General features: G+C 35.8%; 20 protein-coding genes and 1 tRNA gene. 11 read left to right on the top strand and 10 right to left on the bottom strand.

All coding sequences use genetic code 11. The features are described from left to right. Positions 1-4: 4 nt before the first annotated feature. Positions 5-2,173: a S9 family peptidase gene (locus tag CXF59_RS14335; protein ID WP_101138412.1), complete on the bottom strand. Its 2,169-nt coding sequence runs from the start codon at positions 2,171-2,173 to the stop codon at positions 5-7. A 180-nt stretch (positions 2,174-2,353) separates the two neighbouring features. On the opposite strand from CXF59_RS14335, the gene CXF59_RS14330 reads away from it, so the two are divergent. Together CXF59_RS14330 and CXF59_RS14325 are read left to right on the top strand one after the other, a co-directional pair. Beyond that, positions 2,354-3,670, top strand: coding sequence for a hydroxymethylglutaryl-CoA reductase, degradative (locus CXF59_RS14330; RefSeq protein WP_101138411.1), 1,317 nt, complete (start codon positions 2,354-2,356; stop codon positions 3,668-3,670). Positions 3,671-3,681: 11 nt separating this feature from the next. Continuing rightward, positions 3,682-4,599 carry a GYDIA family GHMP kinase gene (locus CXF59_RS14325; RefSeq protein WP_101138410.1) on the top strand — a complete coding sequence of 306 codons (918 nt, stop codon included), beginning with the start codon at positions 3,682-3,684 and terminating at the stop codon, positions 4,597-4,599. Between the two features lie 122 nt (positions 4,600-4,721). On the opposite strand, the gene CXF59_RS14320 is transcribed toward CXF59_RS14325, so the two are convergent. The 6 genes from CXF59_RS14320 to CXF59_RS14295 all read right to left on the bottom strand — a co-directional run bounded on the left by CXF59_RS14320 (position 4,722) and on the right by CXF59_RS14295 (position 10,975). Then, positions 4,722-6,818 (bottom strand): peptidylprolyl isomerase, encoded by a 2,097-nt coding sequence (locus tag CXF59_RS14320; protein WP_101138409.1) that lies wholly within the window; start codon positions 6,816-6,818, stop codon positions 4,722-4,724. Positions 6,819-6,925: 107 nt separating this feature from the next. Further along, on the bottom strand, positions 6,926-8,185 hold the full coding sequence (locus CXF59_RS14315) for a hemolysin family protein (protein WP_101138408.1): 1,260 nt from the start codon (positions 8,183-8,185) through the stop codon (positions 6,926-6,928). 3 nt (positions 8,186-8,188) lie between these two features. Continuing rightward, positions 8,189-8,383, bottom strand: coding sequence for a DUF6526 family protein (locus CXF59_RS14310; protein WP_101138407.1), 195 nt, complete (start codon positions 8,381-8,383; stop codon positions 8,189-8,191). 18 nt (positions 8,384-8,401) lie between these two features. Beyond that, entirely contained in the window at positions 8,402-8,956 is a 555-nt protein-coding gene (gene lptC / locus CXF59_RS14305; protein ID WP_101138406.1) for an LPS export ABC transporter periplasmic protein LptC, read from the bottom strand. Positions 8,957-8,997: 41 nt separating this feature from the next. Then, positions 8,998-10,248, bottom strand: coding sequence for a hypothetical protein (locus CXF59_RS14300; protein WP_101138405.1), 1,251 nt, complete (start codon positions 10,246-10,248; stop codon positions 8,998-9,000). Continuing rightward, the gene (locus CXF59_RS14295) at positions 10,241-10,975 is read right to left on the bottom strand and encodes a type III pantothenate kinase (protein WP_101138404.1); all 735 of its coding nucleotides are present in this window, start codon (positions 10,973-10,975) and stop codon (positions 10,241-10,243) included. The genes CXF59_RS14300 and CXF59_RS14295 overlap by 8 nt, the downstream gene beginning before the upstream one ends. A gap of 99 nt (positions 10,976-11,074) precedes the next feature. Between CXF59_RS14295 and CXF59_RS14290 the strand changes: the two genes are divergently transcribed. Beyond that, positions 11,075-11,147 (top strand) — tRNA-Phe (locus CXF59_RS14290). Between the two features lie 607 nt (positions 11,148-11,754). Here CXF59_RS14290 and CXF59_RS14285 read toward each other — a convergent pair. The 3 genes from CXF59_RS14285 to CXF59_RS14275 form a co-directional block, all read right to left on the bottom strand. Continuing rightward, complete coding sequence (locus CXF59_RS14285; protein ID WP_198554705.1) at positions 11,755-12,294, bottom strand: YSC84-related protein; 540 nt, start codon at positions 12,292-12,294, stop codon at positions 11,755-11,757. A 188-nt stretch (positions 12,295-12,482) separates the two neighbouring features. Next, a complete protein-coding gene (locus CXF59_RS14280; RefSeq protein WP_101138402.1) occupies positions 12,483-13,109 on the bottom strand; it encodes a 3'-5' exonuclease in 627 nt (208 codons plus the stop codon). After that, positions 13,110-15,029 carry a DUF294 nucleotidyltransferase-like domain-containing protein gene (locus CXF59_RS14275; RefSeq protein ID WP_101138401.1) on the bottom strand — a complete coding sequence of 640 codons (1,920 nt, stop codon included), beginning with the start codon at positions 15,027-15,029 and terminating at the stop codon, positions 13,110-13,112. A gap of 218 nt (positions 15,030-15,247) precedes the next feature. Between CXF59_RS14275 and CXF59_RS14270 the strand changes: the two genes are divergently transcribed. The 8 genes from CXF59_RS14270 to CXF59_RS14235 all read left to right on the top strand — a co-directional run bounded on the left by CXF59_RS14270 (position 15,248) and on the right by CXF59_RS14235 (position 24,358). Further along, positions 15,248-15,667 carry a helix-turn-helix domain-containing protein gene (locus CXF59_RS14270; protein ID WP_101138400.1) on the top strand — a complete coding sequence of 140 codons (420 nt, stop codon included), beginning with the start codon at positions 15,248-15,250 and terminating at the stop codon, positions 15,665-15,667. 108 nt (positions 15,668-15,775) lie between these two features. Beyond that, positions 15,776-17,014, top strand: a complete 1,239-nt coding sequence (locus CXF59_RS14265) for a hypothetical protein (protein ID WP_101138399.1) — start codon at positions 15,776-15,778, stop codon at positions 17,012-17,014. Positions 17,015-17,042: 28 nt separating this feature from the next. Next, positions 17,043-17,303, top strand: coding sequence for a DUF4212 domain-containing protein (locus CXF59_RS14260; RefSeq protein ID WP_016988203.1), 261 nt, complete (start codon positions 17,043-17,045; stop codon positions 17,301-17,303). A 27-nt stretch (positions 17,304-17,330) separates the two neighbouring features. Then, on the top strand, positions 17,331-19,082 hold the full coding sequence (locus tag CXF59_RS14255; protein WP_101138398.1) for a sodium:solute symporter family protein: 1,752 nt from the start codon (positions 17,331-17,333) through the stop codon (positions 19,080-19,082). 81 nt (positions 19,083-19,163) lie between these two features. After that, entirely contained in the window at positions 19,164-19,358 is a 195-nt protein-coding gene (locus tag CXF59_RS14250; protein ID WP_101138397.1) for a hypothetical protein, read from the top strand. Continuing rightward, positions 19,351-22,059 (top strand): sensor histidine kinase, encoded by a 2,709-nt coding sequence (locus CXF59_RS14245; RefSeq protein ID WP_101138396.1) that lies wholly within the window; start codon positions 19,351-19,353, stop codon positions 22,057-22,059. Before CXF59_RS14250 ends, CXF59_RS14245 begins: the two co-directional genes overlap by 8 nt. A 2-nt stretch (positions 22,060-22,061) precedes the next feature. Continuing rightward, positions 22,062-22,424: a response regulator transcription factor gene (locus CXF59_RS14240; RefSeq protein ID WP_101138395.1), complete on the top strand. Its 363-nt coding sequence runs from the start codon at positions 22,062-22,064 to the stop codon at positions 22,422-22,424. 17 nt (positions 22,425-22,441) lie between these two features. Then, entirely contained in the window at positions 22,442-24,358 is a 1,917-nt protein-coding gene (locus CXF59_RS14235) for an AMP-binding protein (RefSeq protein WP_101138394.1), read from the top strand. Position 24,359: the final 1 nt, after the last annotated feature.

The following is a 24,359-nucleotide window of genomic DNA, read 5'->3' as shown; positions in this document are numbered from 1 at the left end:
GCTATTATAAATTTTCTTTAACGAAAATAGTCATCTTATTGTATAACTGAACTCTAGTGTTTCCTCCATAAATCCCGTGATTTTTATCAGGGTAAATTTGTGAATCAAACTGTTTGTTTGCCTGTATCAATGCTTCCATCATTTGCATTGAATTTTGTAAATGAACATTATCATCACCACTACCATGAATCAAAAGAAATTTTCCTTTCAACTTATCTACATAATTAATAGGGGAGTTTTCATCATAACCACTTGGGTTTTCCTGCGGGGTCTGCATGTATCGCTCTGTGTAAATACTATCATAAAACCTCCAGTTCGTTACTGGCGCCACAGCAATAGCCATTTTGAAAGTATCATTCCCTTTGAAAAGGCAATTAGATGCCATAAATCCACCATAAGACCAGCCAAATATACCTATTCTGGACTTATCTACAAACGAATAATTTCCAATCACTTTTGCAGCATCGATTTGATCCTCCACTTCGTACTTCCCTAATTCCAATTGAGTTACTTTCTTGAAGTCAGCTCCTTTAAAACCAGTCCCTCGTCCATCTACACAAGCTACGATATATCCTTGTTGAGTCAGCATCATAAACCAGTAGTCATTTGCTGAATTCCATTGATTAGCTACTTGCTGAGAACCTGGCCCTGAGTATTGATACATAAACACGGGATATTTTTTTGAAGCATCAAAATCTTTTGGCTTCATTATCCAAGCATTCAGTTCGTTTCCTTTTTCAGTTTTTACGACAAAAAATTCTTTTGCAGGTAAATTATACTCTTTTAGTTTTGTTGCCAATGCAGCATTATCTTCAATCACTTTTATTTGCGTTCCCGTTTTAGCTTCGTTTAACGCATAGGTCGTTACTTGAGCACTACTTGAAAATGTATTGATATAATATTGGAAATTAGGGCTAAAAGTCGCATCATTCGTCCCCAACTCTTTAGATAAAGCCAATTTCCTTTTTCCATTAAGTGCTATTCTGTAAATTGCTCTGTTTGTAGATCCGTTCTCAGTAGATTGGTAAAAAACGGTATTTGTTTTTTCGTCAAAACCATAATAAGAAGTCACTTCCCAATTCCCTGTAGTCACTTGATTGCGTAATTTTCCGTTCTTATCATATAAATAGATATGATTGAAACCGTCTTTCTCGCTGGTCCATATAAAACTATTATCGTTTAAAAACGTAAGATTGTCAGTAACATCAACATATGCTTTATCTTTTTCATTCAAAACTGCCTTTGTAGCTCCTGTGGATCCATCAATAAACAACAAATCCAGGTTGTCCTGGTGACGGTTCAAAACTTGCGCGGATAGGACGTTAGCATCATTTGTCCATTGCATACGGGCTATATAAAAATCATTGTACTTACCCAAATTGATTTCTTTGGTCGCTTTCGAAGCAGCGTCATATAGATACAAGGACACTAGAGAGTTTTTCGCTCCTGCTTTTGGATATTTAAACGTTTCGACCGTAGGGTATAAATTTTTGTGAAACATAGACATGGAAAATTCAGGAACCTGACTTTCGTCAAAACGAATATAAGCTAGCTTTTTGCTGTCTTTACTCCAGTCAAATGCTCTTACAAAAGCAAATTCTTCTTCATAAACCCAGTCCGTAATACCATTAATGATGGCATTTTTCTTTCCGTCCGTAGTAATCTGCGTAGTTGACTTTGCAGCTAAATCATAAATATAAAGATTGTTTTCCTTAGCATAGGCAATCTTTTTTCCATCCGGAGAAAAAGTAGGCTCCTGTATTTGAAAATCGAACAGCTTTGACAGTTCTTTTGTTGCAGTATTGTATAAAAAATAATCAGCAGTAAAAGAATGACGGAAAATTTGATTTGAATTACATGCGATTAAAATCATTTTTTCCTCCCCATCAAAAGTATAACTGTCAATCATCGGCATACCGACATGATCTTTTGTGTCTATTAAAGTTGCTGTTTTATTGAGGCTTGCAAAATCATACAAATCTATTTGCATCGTTCGAGAAGAACTATCTACGTTCAGAACTGTGTATTGATTTGTGTTTTTCATGGACTGTAATTCATCCATTCCTTGAGCACGAAAGGCTCCACCATATATTTGTTCAACCGATATTTTTTGCTGCCCCAAAACCGTGAAACACAAAAATAAAAATAAGACCGAAAATTGTTTAGACTTCATACTATTAATTTATCTGTAAAAATGAGACCAATTTTAGTGAAAAAATTACAATTATATCCCATTTTATGTGTTAAATATTGAAAACAATATTTCAAAGAGTCCTATAATGGCAATAATTTAATGGCTATAAAACCGCTAAAAATGTATCTTTGCAGCTAATTACTTTATAATCTATTGAGAATGAATAAGCCCGTTGCCGGATTTTCAAAATTATCCAAAGAAGAAAAAATAAACTGGATTGCCAAGGAATACTTTTCAACTCCTTCAGAAGCCATTACATTACTAAAAAATTACTGGAACTCAGATGAAAAAATACAGAAACTGCACGATGAATTCATAGAAAACACCATCACCAATTTCTATATTCCACTTGGCGTGGCCCCAAATTTTCTAATTAACGGAAAATACAATACCATTCCGATGGCTATCGAAGAAAGTTCGGTTGTTGCCGCAGCTTCTAAATCTGCTAATTATTGGTCTACTAGAGGGGGTTTTAAAGCAACGGTAATCAACACTGAAAAAATAGGTCAAGTACACTTTATTTATAAAGGCGATGTTTCAAAACTGGAATTGTTTTTTGTTCAGAATAAAGCAAAGTTCTTTTCTAACACAGAAAACATTACGAAAAATATGCAAAAAAGAGGGGGTGGGATTCTGGATATTGTCTTACGGGACAAAACCAACCTGCTTCCGCATTATTATCAACTTCATGCTACTTTCGAAACCAAAGATAGCATGGGGGCTAATTTCATTAATTCCTGTTTAGAGCAATTTGCCAAAACATTAAAAGAAGAAACCCAGACCTACGAACTGTTTTCCGAATCAGAAAAAGACATTACCGTAATCATGAGCATCCTCTCTAATTACGTGCCGAATTGTATTGTACGTGCAGAGGTTTCTTGTCCCGTGGCGGAATTAGTCGAAAAACACATACTCAATCCACAAGATTTTGCCGAACGCTTTGTACAAGCAGTTCAGATTGCCGAAGTAGAACCTTTCAGAGCCGTAACCCATAACAAAGGAATTATGAACGGAGTCGACGCAGTAGTGCTTGCAACGGGGAATGACTTTCGTGCCGTCGAAGCTGGAATACATGCTTATGCCGCAAAATCAGGCCGCTACTCTAGTTTATCTCACGCAAAAATTGAAAACGAGATATTCACATTCTGGTTAGAAATTCCACTGGCTTTAGGAACCGTTGGCGGACTAACCACCTTACATCCCTTAGTAAAATTATCATTAGAAATGCTAAAAAACCCTTCAGCCAAAGAATTAATGCAAGTCGTTGCTGTTGCCGGTTTAGCACAAAACTTTGCCGCGTTGCGATCTTTGACCACAACAGGTATTCAGGACGGCCACATGAAAATGCATTTAAATAATATCTTAAACCAGTTTGAGGCAAATGAGGACGAACGCATACTAATTAGGAAACACTTCAAACACAATACGGTATCGCATAGTGCAGTTGTTGACTACATTGACAACCTAAGGAAGTAAATTCAGTATCAATGAAAAAAATATTCTACAGTAACGGAAAGCTTTTAATTACCGGAGAATACCTCGTTCTAGACGGGGCGACGGCATTTGCATTGCCTACAAAATTCGGACAGAATCTAATTGTAGATCAGAATCCTAATCCGGAAATTCACTGGAAAAGTTTTGACGCTGACGGCCAGGTTTGGTTCGAAGATAGTATTTCGTTTTCAGAAATCAAGATTCCATTCGTGCAAAAAACCGAAACTATTAAGACTACTTTAATATCCATACTTCATCAAGGCTATTTATTGAATCCTGACTTTCTAACGAATGAGTCGGGATATAACGTCACAACACATCTGACTTTTCCTAAAAAATGGGGACTTGGAACCTCCTCCACTTTAATAAACAATATTGCACAATGGTTGCAAATTGATGCTTTCACACTGCTTAATAACAGCTTTGGCGGTAGCGGTTACGATATTGCCTGTGCGCAAAACGACAGCCCTATTCTTTATCATCTTGAAAAAGAAAAACCTATTGTTGAGAAAGTTACTTTCAAACCTGACTTTTCAAATCATATTTATTTTGTTTACCTAAATAGGAAACAAAGCAGCAAGACAGCTATTGCCAACTACCTAGCAAATAAAGCCAGTAACTTAAATAAAAACATCGCTGAAAACAACAAAATAACGCTTGAAGTTTTACATGCTAATACCCTTCACTCTTTTGCACGAGCAATAGAAAAGCACGAGGCAAAAATGAGTGTCATTTTAGAAACGACTACGGTAAAAGAAGCGCTGTTTTACGATTTTGAAGGTCACATAAAAAGCTTGGGCGCTTGGGGCGGTGATTTTGTTATGGTGCTCTCTGAGTTAGACCCGACGGCTTATTTTAGTTCAAAAGGGTTTAATACAATCATTACCTACGATGAAATGATATTAAGTTAGCATATCTAAAAAGAAATGAAAAAAAAATTAACAAGGACACCTTTAAAAAATAATCACGTATAAAAAAACCCGATACAATGTATCGGGTTTTTTTTATGAAATGAGTAATTACTTTAAATACACTAGTAATTAAATTGTTTTCTATTGTCTTCTATAGTTGCATTGTCTTTAAGCGCTGGTAAAACTCTGTTTACATCTCCAGCAGACTGTGCTTTCATCTTTGCTACATAAGGAGAAAAATCTTTTAAAGCTGGTGCTTTAACTGTGCTTACGCTTTTAACAACATATACTCCAGTATTTCCTTCTATTGGTGCAGACATTTTATTTGCTTCCAAAGCGAATGCATTTCCAACAACCTTTGGCTCTAGTCCAACACCTGTTAACATTGGATTTTCCATAATCACGTCAGTTGCTTGCAACACACTAGAACCTGCTGCCTTTGCAATAGCTTCTATAGAACTTCCTGTCATTTTAGCTTTGATTAATTCCGCTTTTTTCTTGTTCTTAAGAATTGGCTCTACATAAGGTTTAGCTAATATCAGCGCTACTAAACCCGAATCATCTATACCTTTTACTCTTGCAATAACATGTCCAACGTTAGCTACTTCAAATCTTTTTATTGTACCAACTTTAGAATCATTTTCAAAAGCCCATCTTACGATAGATCTCTGCACCCCTAACAGTCCGAAATTTTCATCCATTGCTTTCACGCTAATTTCAGGAACAACTGTAAGTCCCATCTCTTTTGCGACAGCACTGAAATCTTTCTCCGTTGCATCCATTTCAAATTTAGTCGCCTGTGTAAACGCTTTGTCTGAAGTAGCTTCTGACGCTTCCAGTTTTAGTGCTACCGTTGCCAAACGAATACCGTCTTGTTTGTCAGTCACTTTGATAATGTGAAATCCGAAAGGAGTTTCCACTAAACCCATTGAGCCAATACTGCTATTGAAAACAAAATCGTTAAATGGTTTCACCATTTGATTTTGGCTGAAATACCCTAAATCCCCACCCTGTTGTGCGGATGAATCATCCGAGTTAGAAAAAGCCAACATCATGAAACTATCAGGATTCGCTTTTACTTGTGCTAATAAAGCTTCAGCTTTTACTTTCGCTTCTTCTTTGGTTCTTTGTTCTTTTTTATTTGGAACCTGTGTTCCTTCATAACTGATTAAGATATGACTTGCTTTTGCATTTACCCCTAGTTTTTTACCCATAGATTTTGAAACAGCATAGTAGTTTCCAAAAACGTATGGTCCATAAACTGCTCCCGGAGCAAGATTAAATAATTGATCCGCATCAATAGCAGGCAAATCTTTCTTAGCTATATAAGTAGAATCGTAAGGCACATCTGACTTTGAATTCACAAATTCAATTGTGTTTTTAGCAGTTTTAAATCCTGCCAAAGTATCGTTTTTGCCAGTTTGCTGGTTGTAAACTACGCTTCCACCCAACAAACCACTTATTCTCTCTTTCACTGCAACCTCGTCTTCTTTTGAAGCTTCATCTGCAATTAAAACATACTCTACTTCACGAGTTTCGTCTGCTTTAAATTTCTTTACATTTTTCTTCATGTAATCCATTATCTCAGCATCAGTCACTTTTACGTCACTGTCTTTGATAGTAGAATATAAACCGGCAACATAAGCAAAATTCACTTTGTTGGATTCCATTTCATATTTTAACTTTCCTTCACTCTGAGTAGTATAAACACCTGACTTTATCAGAGTGTTATAGATTTGATATTTGGCGTTAAGCTCAGCATCTACTTCTCTATCTTTCAGAAATTGCGCTTGCGCAGGGTTTGACTTGAAATATTCTTTGAATTTTGCGATATCAAACATCCCTGCTGCGTTCAAGAACATTGGGTTTTTCCCAATATTAGGATCTGCCTTTAAAACTGCCAATAAATGTTTCTCTCCAACTCTTAAACCTAATTTATCAAATTCAGAAGTTAACAAAGCTACAGAAACCTCTTGATCCCACACTCTGTTTGCTGCTGCTGTAGAAGTAATTCCTTGCTGACTTTTTTCAACATTAGTTACTTTAATTCTGAAATCCTCAAATGAAATATCTTTTCCATTAATACTTCCCACATCTTTTGATGTACTGCTAAAGCCACCACTGTTGAATAAATCACCAATGATAAATGCAAATAATGCAAATGCGATTACTGCAATCATTAAAGCCGAACGTTGTCTAATATTTGATAAAACTGCCATTTTTATTGTTGTTAATTTTATATTCAGTTTGCGAAAATACAATTATCTAATTAATAATTATACTCGTAGCGTTTTATTTTACAAAAAAAATATATTTATAAAATAAATCAGTCTTTTACGGTCAATTTAACCAATTCAATTTTCTTATTTGTAGCATCCTCTATTATAAAATGATACATCCCTATACTGATCACCTCTCCCTTTAACGGAATATCGTTAGTAAAATCAACAATAAAACCTCCCAAGGTACCATAAGAATCACTTTCAGGTATATTAAGCTTATAGGTCTGATTCAAATACTCAACATCAAATCGAGCCGAAAAAATATAAGTATCATCTCCCAATTCCTTTTCAATTAACTCCTCATCTGAATCGTGTTCGTCTTCAATCTCTCCAAAAAGCTCTTCCACAATATCTTCAATGGTAATTATGCCAGAAGTACCGCCATATTCATCCAGAACCACCGCTACACTTTTTCGCTTTTTAGTAAGCAAATTCATGACATCTTTGATGTAAATCGTTTCAGGAACAAATTCGACAGGAATAACAACCGATTTAATACTTTCGGGCTTCTTAAACAAATCAAAGGAATGCACATAACCCACAATATCATCCACTGAATTTTGATAGACCACGACCTTAGAATAACCTGTTTCGATAAATAATTCTTTAAGTTCCGCAATCGAGTCAAATAAATCAATAGCTATAAGTTCAGTTCTGGGACTCATAATATCTCTAGCCTTCACACCTGAGAATTCCAAGGCATTCTGAAACATTTGTATTTCTGAGTCTACCTCATCATCATCTTCAACGCTGCTCATTTGCTCCGTAATGTAATTCCCAAGCTCTACTTTACTGAAATAAAGCTGTATCTGATCTCCATCTGTTCTAAAGAATTTTTTTAGGACAAAATCAGAAACCCAGATTAAGAACGAAGAAATAAAATAAACCAGCACATAGAAAACATATGCCGGCAGCGCAAAAAATTTGATAAGGATATTCGCGTAAATTTGAAAAAAAACTTTCGGTAAAAACTCCGCTGTTATCAAAACGACCAGAGTAGACAGGACTGTCTGAATAAGTAAATTCAATAAATCAGAAAAATGATACCCTAACGCATCTATCTGATTCATCAGTAAAGCACCCATGAAAAACCCATAAACAACTAACGCAATATTGTTCCCAATAAGCATGGCAGCAATAAATTTTGATGGTTTTTCGGTAAGTTTGGTAAGAATTTTAGAAAGGAAATTATCCTGCTTCTTCTCTATTTCTAGATAAATTTTATTCGAAGAGATAAATGCAATTTCCATCCCCGAAAAAAAGGCACTTAGTATTAGACATAGTATTATAACACCAATTTCCATAGATTAGGATTGGTTATTACGGTCTTGCATCTTCTTAGCATACTTTCTCCTGAAGAAAAACATAAAAATCGCCAGTGCGGCAATCATTACACTCAACCAAGGTGTAGCATCGGGATCATTCCATTTTACAATTGCCTCATAAATGAAGTACAAAGCGAAAATAAGGTAAATGTAAGGCGTGTATTTTAAGTAACCCATAATATAGCTATTTGATGTTTATTCCGACGAATCAAATTCGCCAGTTAATCTTTGTGAATTGATAATCTTGAAATCTTTACTAAAATCTATTCCTTGTCCGTTTGAAGATCCTTTGATATCTGTAAATTTAAACTTTTTTTCAGTAAAAAACCATTCATTTTTTTGATCGTAGTACAATTGCTCCGTTTCGAGCGTTTGTCCTTTTTCAGCAACAATCTTTACTTTTCCCTGTAAATCAATTATGCCGGTAACTTTATACGATATAGCATAATTTGACGTCACACGGGTAGTCTTCCCTTTGTTATCAAACAAAGTGACATCTATTCCCTTAGGGAATTCCGTAAAAGGAAAATCAACTGTGGAGAAATCCAACATTTTAGGGCTAAGCAAAACAACTTTTATCAGGCCCGAATCAGTATATTTTAAATTCACTTTATCAGCGTCTCCACTTGGCGTAAATTCCGTAACATTGATTTTTTGAACTTCTTTAAAATTACTTTCACACCCAAAAAACAGAGTCACAGCAAAAACTGTGACTAGGTTAAGTATTTTATGCCTTTTGAATAAAATCATACGTCCATATTGACAAAGTGAAATGTATTGTAATGCCTTTATTATTCGAATTTTCTTTGCACGAACCACTTGTCATTCAACGAAAATCCGACACTAATATTCACATAATTCTCCTGAACTAAGTTCGACGATGTAGTTCCTTTTTTTCCCAATTCCAACCCAATGTTCACATTAGAAAGAGTCTCCGTTATTGGCAACCCAAACCCTAATGTAAATCCAACATCATTTATAGATTCTCCATTAACAACTAGGCCTGTTTTTTCATATTTCAAACCTCCTCGATAAACAATTCTTTTCAAGTAACTTGAAAATGAGTTGTAATCAGGAATATAATACCCTCCTAGACTCACATTCCCATATTTACCATAGCCTACATTACTAAAATCATTGTAGCTATTCGCTTGCCCTGATGATTTTTGATAAGCTACTTTTCCACCAATTAACCACTTTTGCGATTCTCCTATACCTGCACTTACTGTTAGTTTGCCAGGAAACTTTAAGTTAACACTGTTTTTTTGTTCTCCCACAACATCCACAACCGCTAAATCAAATCCTAAATTATAAGCCACAGTAGCTATGTTCCTTGTGTTTTGAGATGTCAAGGAGTTTTCAAATGCATAATTAAGACTACCATATACATTTAACTTGTTATTTAGCTTAGCCTTGTACATAGCTCCAATATCAAAATTGACACCTGACAAATTAGCCGTGTTACTCTCTCGAGTACCGATGGGAATATCAGTAACAAACTCTAAACTATTCGTTTCAATTTTCCCGAAGTTATACTGAGCGTCGGCACCAATACTAAAGTTAGAATTTATTTTATATCCTACTCCTAAAAAAGCTTTATTCAATCCTCCAGAACCGTTATAGCGTCTGTTACTTGTATTGACATCTGCCGAAATTGATTCTATTTTATACCCCACAGAAGAATAAGGGATTAATCCAAATCCGACTCCAATTTTACCGAAAGGCAATCCAACCGCAAGATAATCTAACGTTGTTCTTCTCGCCTTTTCGCTCTTAGTGTCTGATTTTAATGTAGTGGTGTTATATGTCCCTCCAAGGGCAAACGTGGTCAACTTTAAATTAGCAAAACTTGCAGGATTTTGTAAGTTGATGTGAATACTGTCTTGTTCGACCGCTACTCCTGCCATAGAACGACTTTCAACCGTTCCCTTAAATCTAATGTCTCCTATTCCATAATATGAATAAGGCGATGAAGTACCTTCTTGAGCAAAAGAAACTAACGATAAAAGCAAACAAGCGCTTACTATAATTTTTTTAATCATTTTTGATTTTATATTGAAATGTTTGGTTCAAACTTTCTATAAGAAAATTTGAATTGGCAAATATGGTATTTTTTAATCGTTTAGCCAAAAATTCTGTATCTCCACCCGTTAAAATTATTATAAAATTTGAACAAATCGCTCGATATTCATCTATAAAACCGTCAATCTCATAGACTAACCCATTTACAACTCCGGAATGGATTGATTCCGTGGTTGATCTACCCACTAAGGCTTCAGGACTTTCCAACGACAACAATGGCAGCTTAGCAGTAAAGTCATGCAATGATTTATATCGCAATTGCAATCCAGGGGCAATAGCACCTCCAAGATATTCGTCACTCTCATTTATAAAATCAAATGTGACACAAGTTCCGGCATCGATGACTAATCTATTCTGCCCCGGAAACTGTAAAGTTGCTCCGGCAGCAAGAACCATCCTATCAATTCCCAAAGTTCGTGGCGTTTCATACCCATTAACGAAAGGAAAAGGGTCATTATGGGAAACAAAATGAACTTCCACCTCTTTTTCAAACTCCAAAAAAGACTCTTTTGCGACATTTCCAACCGATGCAACAACTAGATGGGCAGTATTTGTAAATTTTTTTAAAATATTTTTAATGTTTTTTTGGAGCTCTTCTTTTACAAAAACAAAATGCTCCAAGAGGATATCCCCCTCAAAAACAGCAGCTTTAATTCTTGTATTCCCCACATCAACTGTTAAAATCATAATTTGAATTTTGATTTTGCAAAGGTACGAATTGATTTTTTTAAAAAAATGTTTTGGATATACTAAAAATCATCCTATATTTGCACCCGCAATGAGAATGGTGCCTTAGCTCAGATGGTAGAGCAATGGACTGAAAATCCATGTGTCCCTGGTTCGATCCCTGGAGGCACCACTTTAATACCCGAATAGAAATATTCGGGTTTTTTGTTTTAGAACATAACTCTATAGCACAAAGAAAGAAGCCATTAGCTCCTTTTCTTTATCATTATTTAGTTTACCTCCTGACCAAACTAATTCTATCTTCAGAAAATTTTACATTCCTTCTTTTCAATTCCATTCCCTTAATAATTAAATCTTGATTGGAGTTTTTTAACTTCAGCTAAATCAATACTTTTTAAAAATAGCGCACCTTTAAATTTATATTTCTAAAATTAAATCTCATAATGCTCTGCTTTTCCGCAATGATAATGGCTCTAATCATCAATACTTTACGATTTTACTCATTTAGGGCAATTTGTTTAGAAAAAACAACTAATCCAGAGACTCCCTCTCCCGAAACATGGGGACTGGACCTCCCACAAAATGCAAACAGTCCCGAGGTTTCGGGATTTGGAATTTGGAATTTGTGCTCTACAGCATAATAACATCACAAACAAAGCTGCAATTTGATTCTTTTTCTTACTTTTAAGTATCTCAACCCCTTGTTAGACCGAAACCACACCGAGCCCAAACTACAATAAAACCTATATTATCCCTCTAGACCCCAACAGTAGGGCTTCTTACAATTTACTAAATTTAAATTGCTGTCCGCCCACTGATGCCTCATACATGAGTCCACCCTTCTGCATGGTAAACACCATAACGCCTTCGGCATACTTGATATTCGCTGATGCTCCAGATGTCACAGCTACTGCCGACACTTGAGCTGCAAACTCAAATTGATTATTTTTAAACCGTTCCATATCAGTTTCTGACTCAAAAAAGATTACCTCCCTATACGCTTGACCGCCTGCTTGAAATCCTATACTCAGCTGCGAAAGCTTTGCCATACCCACCAAATTGTTGCGTTCATACACAGCTCCGTTTCCAGCCGCTCCCCCTATTACAAATCCACCCTTTCCCACATTGGGGAAGATGACATAGCCAAACGCTTTTTCAAAAAGTCCTGTCATAAGAGGATCCGTTTTAATGAATTCGATCTTTGCTGTCTTGCTGTCGGCAATAATTTTGTTCTTCTTAGAGCGAGATTGCCCAAACATAGGCGTTAAGGTTATTGCACAAGCGATCACCATTATCCAAATAATATTTACTTTTTTCATAGCTCCTATTTTAAAATTGTTATCAAATAAACTGTCCCAATAGCACTACTTTCAATTATCAACTAAAAAGCAAAATAGAGTTAATCAAATTTAAAATAAATTTCTCGAATAATAGTATATTATATTGATTTTCAATAATATAAATAGATAATTATCCAATTACAATATAAATATATTTCCACATGACACTACCGTTTCCATGTATTTTTAAGTCGCAAATAAATCAATGCTGTGATATACGCATCCCCAATTGCCGTGTGTCGATCACTTTTTTGAATTTTAAAAATCCCGCATAACTCATCCAAACCAGAGTGTTGATCTTCCTGAAGCCCCTTAAATTTTTGATACATCACATCAGTATCTATACTTCTGTTTTTAAGTTTCCCCAGACCCATGCGTTTTAATCCTTCGTTTATCATTTTAATATCAAAACTTACGTGATGACCCACAAGTACCGCATCGCTTATGAATTCTAGAAATTGTATTACTGCTTCGGATTCCGTTATTTTTTCTTCTTTACCTTCCTTTAAAATCCCATGAATAGGAACTGTTTCTCTTTTAAAAACATCTTGCAGCAAAAACAACTCTAAATAATCCTTCACACGAATTGTGTTTTCATCAATACCGACAGCACCAATGGACAGAATTACATCCGTTCTAAAATCCAGGCCTGTAGTTTCCGTATCAAAAGCCACTAGCCGCTTCTCTGTATTCTCTGTATTCTCTTTTAATTTAGAATCAAAACAGGACAAATAGCTTTGCCAAAATTCAGGATAGATTTTTTTATCTTTTTTAAACCAATTAAACAGTGCCATTTAAGTAAAGTAAGTGAGTTGAAATCGGGTTTTAAGAATTTCCTGTACCTCGTGAATAGGATGAAAAGCATTCTTAAGCTTTAGCTTATCTAATTTTGATAATTTATCTAAGTCCAAATACCTTCCACTAGAGTTACTTGCAAAACCTTCTTCGGTCCTGAATTTTTGCAAAACAGAGAATGCATCGGAACAAGCTTCATAAATTGATGCATTTTGCGGCTCTAAGGCCGCTAATTCTTTAAATCTTAAGAACGTATTGTTTACCCCAATTGTTTTTTGATGTAAACACAACAATCTGGCCGCATCAATTAAAGGCATTAATCCCCGACCTTTAACATCAAATTCATCTTTATGTTCGCCATCCTTTTCTACTAAAAACTGCCTAAAGAAACTTAACGGAGGCGGATTCTTCAAAGCATCACCCCCTAAGTACGCAAAAAAAATCTGGTTGTTGTCTATGTTTTTAAAAATAGTCTTCGTGATTTCGGCAACCAATTCTTCATCCCCGTAAACAAAGTCATAATCAAAAAAAATCGAACACATTAAAATCCCTTTCTCCCCTGGACTAATTATCCAAGTAGTATATTGTTCCTTCCACCACGTTAACGAATTACACCATAGTGGATTACTGGCCATCATTTCAGCAGGACATAATTCATACCCGACTATATTTAATATGTGTGTCACATTTTCCGCTAATCGAATAAAATATTTTTTAACCTCATCATGTCTTTCCGCAGCTACATCTTCAAAAACCAAAGCATTATCTTGATCCGTCAAGAGCAACTGTTCTTTCCTTCCCTGACTCCCTATATTTAACCATGCAAATCGAACAGGAGGATGCTGTTTAATTTTAAAAATAGACAACTCAATTGCTCTTCTTGTAATGGCCGTATTGACCTCCCCCACAATCTGGCATATATGTGCGATTGGAATATTTTCATACAACGCATTCACAATTAATTTAGTCAGATTTGCTCTGATCACTTTCAGTTCAAGTGGAGTTTGCGCCCTTTTTGTTTGTTTTACAAGTACTCCTGGATTATTAGCCTGAGCTGTAAAGACATCATGCTCGGAAATAATACCTATAATTTCTGATGCTGGCGTACCATCTGAAGTCACACACAAATGACCAATATTGTGCTGCATCATTATTAACTGGATTTCAGCAACGGACCTTTTTGCAGACACGGTGATTACGGGTACCGACATAATTTGGTCTGCACTATCGCTAATGGCAAAAATTCCCGTAGCAATTTTAGAACGTAAATCTTTATCAGTAATAATACCTATTGGCAAATAATTTTTTTCAATAATAACACTACCTATCTTATATTTGACCATCGTTTCAGCTATGGATTTTATAGTTTCTTTCCCAGTAGCTGTAATAGGGTTTTCAGTATATGAAATGGGTTTAAAATACTGCATTGCAGCATCCTGTTCATTATAGATTATATTTTCTGAAATCAACTTCCCCTTATTTTCTTTGTCATGGGGATTTCGCGTATTTGAAGCGAAACTTTCCAATAAAAATTCAGAAACCTCTGGATTCTGAAAAATATACGGTTTAAAAACGGCAATAGGAATTGCGTAAAGCAAACTTTCTTCACGAGCTATAGCATCCATTAGATAATTGTCCTTGGCAAAAAAAGGACGAAGTCCCATAATATCGCCTTCGTCACATTTGTCGATAAGAATTTCTTTTTCATCATACGAAATAGACAAGCCCACCGCTCCGTCTTTAACAATATAAAAAAAAGAATGAGGCTGATCATTAACATTAAAAAGCACTTGATTTTTCTCCAAATAAACCACCTGGGATTCTCTAGAAATGGCAATCAAATCAGGGAGGCTAAGACTCAAAAAGGGAGGTTGATTTTTTAAAAAATCCGCTATCCGTTCTGCTATTGAATTTTTCATAAACTACTTATTAATACTAAAATTACACAAAATAGACAAGGTTTTGACTACCGACTGATTAAACTCTGAAAAACTCACAAATAAATAGTATTTAATAATTATCAAAACCTCAATAAATCATTACTATAAATAGCGTTTCAACAAATTAAAACCATTTTTTTTACATTATATTCTAAATATAAATGCTAAATTAATATATTTATGCAAATTTTATATATATGGAGATTTTAGCCTGCCCAAAATGCCAAGGAAACCAGATCATAAAAAGCGGTGTGATCAACAACAAACAAAGGTATTTATGTAAAAAATGCAATTATTTTTTTACTGTTAACAAAATCGGAAAAAAGATAGATGAATACTATGTAACCAAAGCGTTACAGCTATATCTGGAAGGATTGAGTTATCGAGAAATCGAGCGTATTATTGGGGTATCCCATGTGACTGTCAGCAACTGGGTAAAGTCTTTTAACATCAAAAAACCATCTCACGCTAATTACCACCCTACCTATAAAATCTATACCCACTTAGAACTCGTCGAATACATAAAAAACAAAGATTTACTGTCAGGGGCAGGGATGATAATAACAGAGCTGGGAGATAAGTTTATGCTCATCAAATGGGAACGTTTTAAAGATTAACTATAGTACTTTACACATATATATACCTTACTTTTTTTTCTTAACAAAAAATTAGACTTTGGCACTCTCGAAACTAACCATTTCACTTAACCAAACTAATAATTAATTATGAAAAAAGTTTATTTGATTGCAGCAGTCCTGCTTCTATCCTTAAAAGGCTTTTCGCAGGGTTCTCCTGATTATGGAGCCGGAATGAAATTTAACCTTAATGAGGATGGCTCAAAGTATCTTAGAGTGATATCTTGGGCACAAATTTGGGGACAGTACAATTCAGACCGTCCACTAGACGCAAATGGGAATGAGCAAGCTGATCTGGATTTCAGCGTGAGAAGAGCGCGTGTGTTACTATACGCACAAATTAACAAAGATTTTTTAATTCTAACGCATTGGGGCCTTAACAGTCTAAACTCAGATACAATGAGCCCAACTGGATTAGGTGCAGGTTCACAAGTATTTATGCACGATGCATGGGCTCAATACAGCCTTGGAAAAAATAATGCAATTGGAGGTGGATTACATTATTGGAATGGAATTTCTCGTTTGAACAACCAAAGTACTTTAAACCTCATGACACTGGACAACCAAAGACAATCATGGGCAACTTTGGGACTATCCGATCAATTTGCCAGACACATTGGAGTCTACGCTAAAGGAACTGTTGGGAAGTTTCAATATCGCGTTGCCATAAACGGTGCGGGAACTAATAATTTACAAGCAACTACAGTACCAACAAACAACGGTCCAGCAACTTATACCGGTAAAAGATTATTAGGTTCAAAAGAAGCAGGAAGAACATACGCCGGTTATTTTGAATATGGATTTTTAGATTCTGAGAGTAACTTTTTACCTTATAAAGTAGGAACTTATTTAGGAACAAAAAAGGTGTTTAATATTGGAGCTGGTTTCTTTTCACATCCTAATGGTTCTGTAATTGCTGATACTGCTGGAAATTTAAGTGGCGAAAATGTTACTATTTTTGGACTTGATGCTTTTTATGATGTACCAGTAGGAGCTCAAGGAGCAGCTATTACAGCTTATGCCCTATATCAAAACACCGATTACGGAAAAAACTATAGATTAGGTACCACTTATGAAACGGGATCAATGGCTCATGGGCACCTGGGTTACGTTCTTCCTGGAAAATCAAAAACTCGTTTTCAACCTTATGTGTCTTATGATGAAAGACAAATAGATGCGATTAACGATAATGCTTCGCAATTGGGTATTGGTGCTAATGCATTTTTTAGCGGTCATAATTCTAAACTAACTTTAGAATACCAAACTTTAAAATACGGAACAAACAAAGCAGTAAATACTGTTACGCTGCAAGCAATGATTTACCTATAATCCACTAAACTTTTTAAATCATATTATCATGAGCGATAAACAAGACAACGCAACTGCGTATTGGAAGGAAAACCTAAGATACCTTCTGATATTATTAAGTATTTGGTTCGCTGTTTCCTACGGAGCAGGAATCCTTTTCAAACAAGCATTAGATTCCTTTAAATTAGGTGGCTTCCCACTTGGTTTCTGGTTTGCACAACAAGGTTCAATTTATGTATTTGTCATACTGATATTTGTTTATGTTCATTTAATGAACAAACTAGACAAAAAATACGGCTACGACGAATAATCTAAAAACTATAAAAAAATAAACATCATGGATTTACAAACTTGGACCTATATACTTGTTGGGGTAACATTTGCCCTCTATATTGGGATTGCAATCTGGTCGCGTGCGACATCGACTAAAGAATTTTATGTTGCCGGTGGAGAAATTTCGCCATTAGCAAATGGTATGGCTACGGCCGCTGACTGGATGAGTGCCGCTTCCTTTATATCTATGGCCGGAATCATCTCCTTTGATGGATATGACGGAGCCGTTTACTTGATGGGATGGACCGGTGGATATGTATTACTGGCCCTTTTACTAGCGCCTTATCTGCGAAAATTTGGGAAATTTACTGTACCGGATTTCATTGGAGAACGCTACTATTCTAATAGTGCCAGAACCGTTGCTGTCGTTTGTGCGCTAGTCGTTTCTTTTACCTACGTAGCTGGACAAATGCGTGGCGTAGGTCTCGTATTTTCTAAATTTTTAGAAGTTGATATTAATACTGGAGTTATCATAGGTATGGTAATTGTTTTATTCTACGCCACTTTAGGTGGAATGAAAGGGATCACTTATACCCAAGTAGCACAATATTGTGTGTTAATATTCGCCTTCATGGTTCCTGCTATCTTTATTTCTATACAAATGACAGGAAACCCAGTTCCACAATTAGGAATGGGGGGAACAGTTTTGGGTACTGACACTTATTTACTTGACAAACTAAACGGTCTTTCTACAGATCTTGGCTTTGCAGTATATACCGATGGAACAAAATCAATGATAGATGTATTTGCAATCACATTAGCCTTAATGGTTGGTACTGCAGGATTACCTCACGTTATTGTTCGTTTCTTTACTGTTAAAAGAGTAAAAGATGCCAGAAAATCAGCTGGATATGCATTGATTTTAATTGCCATATTATATACTACTGCACCAGCAATTGCTGTGTTTGCAAAAACAAATTTAATTGAGACTGTTAACGGAAAAGACTATACTTCAATGCCAGCTTGGTTTACCAAATGGGAGAAAACCGGTTTGTTAACATTCGAAGATAAAAATGGAGATGGTAAAATTCAATATTATAATGATGCCTCTAAAGATGCCACTTTTTTAGCAGCCGAAGAAGCAAAAGGAAATAAAGGTAGTGAGTTGATTATTGATAAAGATATCATGGTACTTGCCAATCCTGAAATTGCAAACTTACCTAACTGGGTTATTGCGTTAGTAGCAGCGGGAGCGTTAGCTGCTGCCTTATCTACTGCTGCTGGTTTATTGTTAGTTATTTCAGCTTCTGTATCTCATGATATTATCAAGAAAATGATCAACCCAAATATTTCTGAAAAAGGAGAACTTTGGGCTGCTCGTGGAGCTGCAGCAGTCGCAGTAGTTATTGCAGGTTATTTCGGTATAAATCCTCCAGGTTTTGTCGCCGCAGTTGTGGCACTCGCTTTTGGATTAGCCGCTGCCTCTCTTTTCCCTGCGATTATCCTTGGTATTTTTGACAAAAAAATGAATAAAGAAGGAGCCATATCAGGTATGGTGATCGGACTTTTATTAATGCTTTTCTACATGTTGAAATTTAAATTCGGTCTTTTTGACGGTGGACAAGATGCTGTTGCTGGCTTAAAAGAAAGCTGGTGGTTTGGAATTTCGCCTGAAGGTTTTGGAACTATAGCCATGCTAGTTAACTTTGTCGTAGCATTTACTGTTAAAAGTTTTACACCGGAGCCTCCGCAAGATGTTCAAGATATTGTGGAGCACATTAGAATTCCTTCTGGTGCAGGAGAAGCAACACATTAAAATTATTAATTAACTTATAAAAATTATTTTTAAACCATACAATCTCTACATTTGTTTGTAGGGATTGTATTATTTAACATCATGAAAAAAAGACACGAACAAAAGTTGGTTACCCTTTCAATGCTGCTATTACTAGCACTGAATATACCGCTATTGCTATTATTTGACAATTCAAAATCTCTTTTTGGCTTTCCAATTATATACATCTATATCTTTTCGGCATGGTTGTTCTCGATAGCGATCTCTTACACGATAATCAAAAAATATTATGAGTAGTATCGGTCTTTTATTGATTTTAGCTCTCTATGTATTAATTCTTTTTTATATAGCGCATTGGGCAGAAAAAAGGAGTAATTCTAAATGGACTACTAATCCGTATATCTATTCGTTTTCCTTAGCTGTGTATTGTACTGCGTGGACTTATTATGGAAGTATTGGGGTTGCAGCAGAATCAGGATTAAGTTACCTCCCAATTTATGTGGGCCCAGTTATCATCATTCCAACTTGGATGATTATCCTTAAAAGAATTGTCCGAATTTCAAGAGTCAACAAAATATCTAGTATTGCTGATTTTATTTCTTTACGATATGGTAATAGCCGCTTCTTAGGAGCAGTTGTCACCTTAATCTGTATTTTGGGAATTTTGCCTTATATTGCTTTACAACTAAAATCCATTTCAGATACTTTTAATATTGTCACCGATACACAGTCGAGTTCCAATATTTTTAGTGACACCACCACTTACGTTTGTATTGCACTTGCTTTATTTGCCTCCTATTACGGAACAAAATATGTAGATGCTTCCGAAAAAAGACACGGAATTGTCACTGCGGTTGCGATGGAATCTATTCTAAAATTAGTCTTCTTCTTAATCATTGGCATTTATGTAACCTACTTTGTGTTTGATGGTTTTGACGACATCTATTCTAAAGCGGCACTACTAGATAACTTTGACAAAAAAAATACTATTGGAGGATTATCCGGAGGTATAAATTGGTTTTTTCTTTGCGTTTTATCCATGTTTGCTATTTTCCTCCTTCCTAGACAATTTCACACCGCTATTGTTGAAAACAATAACGAAAAACACATTAGAACAGCAATATGGCTTTTCCCATTGTATCTACTAGCCTTTAATCTTTTCGTTTTCCCAATTGCTTGGGGCGGCAACATACTTTTTGAAGGACAAGGTTTGAATGCAGATACCTATTCTCTGTTGATTCCACAATTTTTCAACAATAACACCTTGACCGTTTTAGTGTTTCTTGGTGGGTTTTCGGCAGCAATTTCCATGATTATTGTTTCGTCCATATCACTATCCACTATGCTCAGTAACAACTTATTAATTCCTTATGGATTTGTAGGTTCATTAGAAAATTCTTCTCAGAAAAAAAACAACAAACGAATTTTGAACAGTAGAAAAATCGCTATTTTTTCATTAATTATTATAGCCTACTTTATCTACCGGTTTTTTGCTCTGGATTACTCATTAGTTTCCATAGGCTTAGTTTCCTTCGTTGTTATTGCACAATTAGCCCCTTCATTTTTTGGTGCTTTATTCTGGAAACGAGGATCTAAAAAAGGTGCAATAACGGGAATCACTCTTGGTTTCCTTGTCTGTTTTTATACCTTATTACTTCCTTATACCATCGGAATCACGTCTTCTTCTAGTACATTCATTCAAGAAGGACCTTGGGCAATTGAAACATTAAAACCTTTTCAGCTTTTTGGACTGGATTATTTAGAACCTATTCAACATGCCTTTTTTTGGAGCATGCTGCTAAACACGATGAGTTATCTTGCCGTTTCGGTAAGTTTCAAGGGAAATTACAGAGAGCGCAATTATGCCGAAATGTTTGTTGATATCGATAAATACATCACAAATCATGAGAATGCATTTGTATGGAAAGGAACCGCCTACATCTCCGACATTGAAAAAGTGTTGCAACGTTTCCTGGGGCAGGACAGAACAAAACGCGCACTGAACATTTTTAACGTAAAATACAATATCGATAAAAACATTACGACTGCCGATGCCCGATTTATAAAATTTGCAGAGAATTTATTGACCGGTCATATTGGTACAGCTTCCGCTAAAATTTTAATCTCTAGTGTAATTAAAGAAGACAAAATAAGCTTACCCGAAGTACTGCGCATTCTAGAAGAATCTCAAGAGAATATTATTATCAACAAAAAACTGACCGACACTTCGACTGAATTAAAAAAAATATCAGAACAGTTAAAAAATGCCAATCAAGAATTAATAAATAAGGACATTCAAAAAGATGAATTTCTGGACACCGTTACCCATGAACTAAGAACGCCTATTACCGCGATTCGTGCAGCAAGCGAAATCTTGCATGACGACGACGACGACATTCCAAAAGAAGTTAGAAAACAGTTTCTACAAAGTATTATTTCGGAATCGGATCGTTTAAATCGTTTGATTGACAAAATCCTGGATTTAGAGAAATTCGAAACAGGAAAACAGAAACTTTATCTGTCAAAAAATGACATTTCAAAAAACATAAAAAACACAATAGACTCGGTCAGCCAATTAATAAAAAACCAAAACATTAGTGTCGTATTCAATGCCGCTTCACAAGAAATAAAAGCCTTTTATGACGAGGAAAGAATTATCCAGGTTATTCACAACCTATTATCAAATGCCATAAAATTTTGCTCTGAAACCGATGGGGAAATTACGATTACGGTAACTGAGAATGACAAAGATGTAGAAGTCCGCGTCCACAATAATGGCAAAGGAATAAAAAGAGAAGAGTTTGAACCCATATTTGATAAGTTCTATCAATCTCGAAATCAAAACGTAAAGAAACCTGTCGGAAGCGGTTTAGGACTCGCTATTTGTAAACAGATTATAGAACACCACAAAGGGAACATTTGGGTCGAAAGTACACTAGGGAATGGTGCGACATTTATTTTCACATTACCCAATTATAATACAACTGAAAAACAATAGCCATGAAGAAAATTTTAATTGTAGATGATGAGCCCAATATTGTTATGTCACTTGAATATACATTCAAGAAGAATAATTTCGAAGTTTTCATAGCGCGTGACGGACAAGAAGCATTAGATATTCTAGAAAAACAACTTCCAGACGTAATCATTCTCGATGTAATGATGCCTATGGTTGACGGTTTTGCCACATTGGAACAAATAAAAAATGACGAACGATTACAACATTGTAAAGTCATCTTCCTATCGGCAAAGAACAAGGAAAAAGATATTGAAAAAGGACTTTCATTAGGAGCAAATCTCTATGTAACAAAACCCTTTTCAATAAAAAAACTAGTAGAACAAGTGCAGGAATTAATTCAATAATTTAGAATAGCTACATCATGAATTACAACGAATATTACGCAAAAAGCATCGTTAATCCCGGAGAATTCTGGAAAGAGGAGGCAACTGCAATCGAATGGTACAACAAACCCGAAATCACCTTGTCAGAAGATGATAACGGCTATCCATTATGGTATAAAGACGGGGAGCTAAATTTATGCTATCTCGCACTTGACAAACACATTGAGGATGGCCACGGTGATCAAGTGGCATTTATCTATGATTCGCCAGTGACACAAACCATACGAAAATACACTTTTTCAGAAGCAAAAACCGAAGTGGCAAAACTCGCTGGAGGGATGCAATCATTGGGAATGAAAAAAGGGGATACCGCTATAATATATATGCCAATGATTCCCCAAGCAGCCTTTGCAATGTTAGCTTGTGCTAGAATTGGCGTAATCCATTCGGTTGTTTTTGGTGGTTTTGCGCCGCATGAATTAGCAATCAGAATAGACGACTGCAAACCTCGCATGATTATAACTGCCTCCTCCGGAATAGAAGTAGACAAATTAATCACCTACAAACCATTAGTGGATGAGGCTATTGAACTGGCTTCCCACAGACCTAAAAAAGTAATCGTATTCAATAGAAAATTAGGCGCTAGAATTCCATTTAAAAAATATGATGTAGATTATGACGCGGTAGTTTACGGCTCTAGAGAAACGCCTTGCATACCTCTTAACGCCACACACCCATTATACATTTTGTATACTTCAGGAACAACCGGAAAACCAAAAGGAGTAGTTCGTGACACCGGCGGATACGCTGTTGCATTAAAATTTTCGATGCAAAAAATCTACAACATAAAAGAAGGTGCTGTTTTTTGGGCAGCATCGGATGTGGGTTGGGTAGTAGGTCACAGCTTTATCGTTTACGGTCCTTTGATCAATAGAAACAGTACGGTTATTTTTGAAGGGAAACCAATAAAAACACCGGATGCCAGTACCTTTTGGAGAATCATTGAAAAGCATAAAGTAAACGCGATGTTTACGGCACCCACAGCCATTCGCGCCATAAGAAAAGAAGATCCGAATGGAGATTTCATAAAACAATATGATTTAAGTTCTTTGAAAACACAGTTTTTAGCTGGGGAACGTTGCGATCTTGCCACTTTAGCATGGTATAACCAACATATTCCCATTCCGGCAATTGACCATTGGTGGCAAACCGAATCAGGATGGCCGATGATAGCGAACATGTTAGGAGTTGAAACTTTACCCATAAAACCAGGTTCTGTGGGTAAGGCAGTTTGTGGCTATGACATTAAAATATTTGATGAAGAAGGCAATGAAGCGCAAGCAAATCAACAAGGATATGTGGTGGTAAAACTACCACTGCCTCCGGGAACGCTACTTGATTTATGGAAAGACAATTCCCGTTTTAATTCGGGCTATTTAGAACAATATCCTGGCTATTATTTTTCAGGTGACGGAGGGTATAAAGATGACGACGATTATATTTATATAACCGGAAGAGTCGATGATGTCATCAACGTTGCCGGGCATCGACTTTCAACGGCCGAGATGGAAGAAGTAGTCGCTTCTCATCAATCTATAGCAGAATGTGCTGTTATTGGAATCAACGATGCCCTAAGAGGACAAATACCTCTAGCTCTCGTGGTTACTAAACTAAATGACGGAATTGAACATTTTCAATTAGAATATGAAATTACCCATGTCATACGCCAGCAAATAGGAGCTGTCGCTTCTTTAAGAAATGTGGTTATCGTAAATCGATTGCCAAAAACTCGTTCGGGTAAAATTCTTCGAAAACTGATGCGAAGTATCGCAGACGGAGAAGAGTTTCAAATCCCGTCGACAATAGATGATGAAACTATTATTGACGAAATTAAAGCCGTTTTAATAAAATATGAAATTGGTACTTTTAACAAAAATAACACGCTAAATAAATAAA

It is taken from the genome of Flavobacterium sp. ALD4 (assembly GCF_002836475.1).
In the GTDB taxonomy this organism is placed as follows: Bacteria; Bacteroidota; Bacteroidia; order Flavobacteriales; family Flavobacteriaceae; genus Flavobacterium.
The sequence above is the reverse complement of the archived record's forward strand: the minus strand, read 5'-3'. Positions and strand labels throughout refer to the sequence as shown.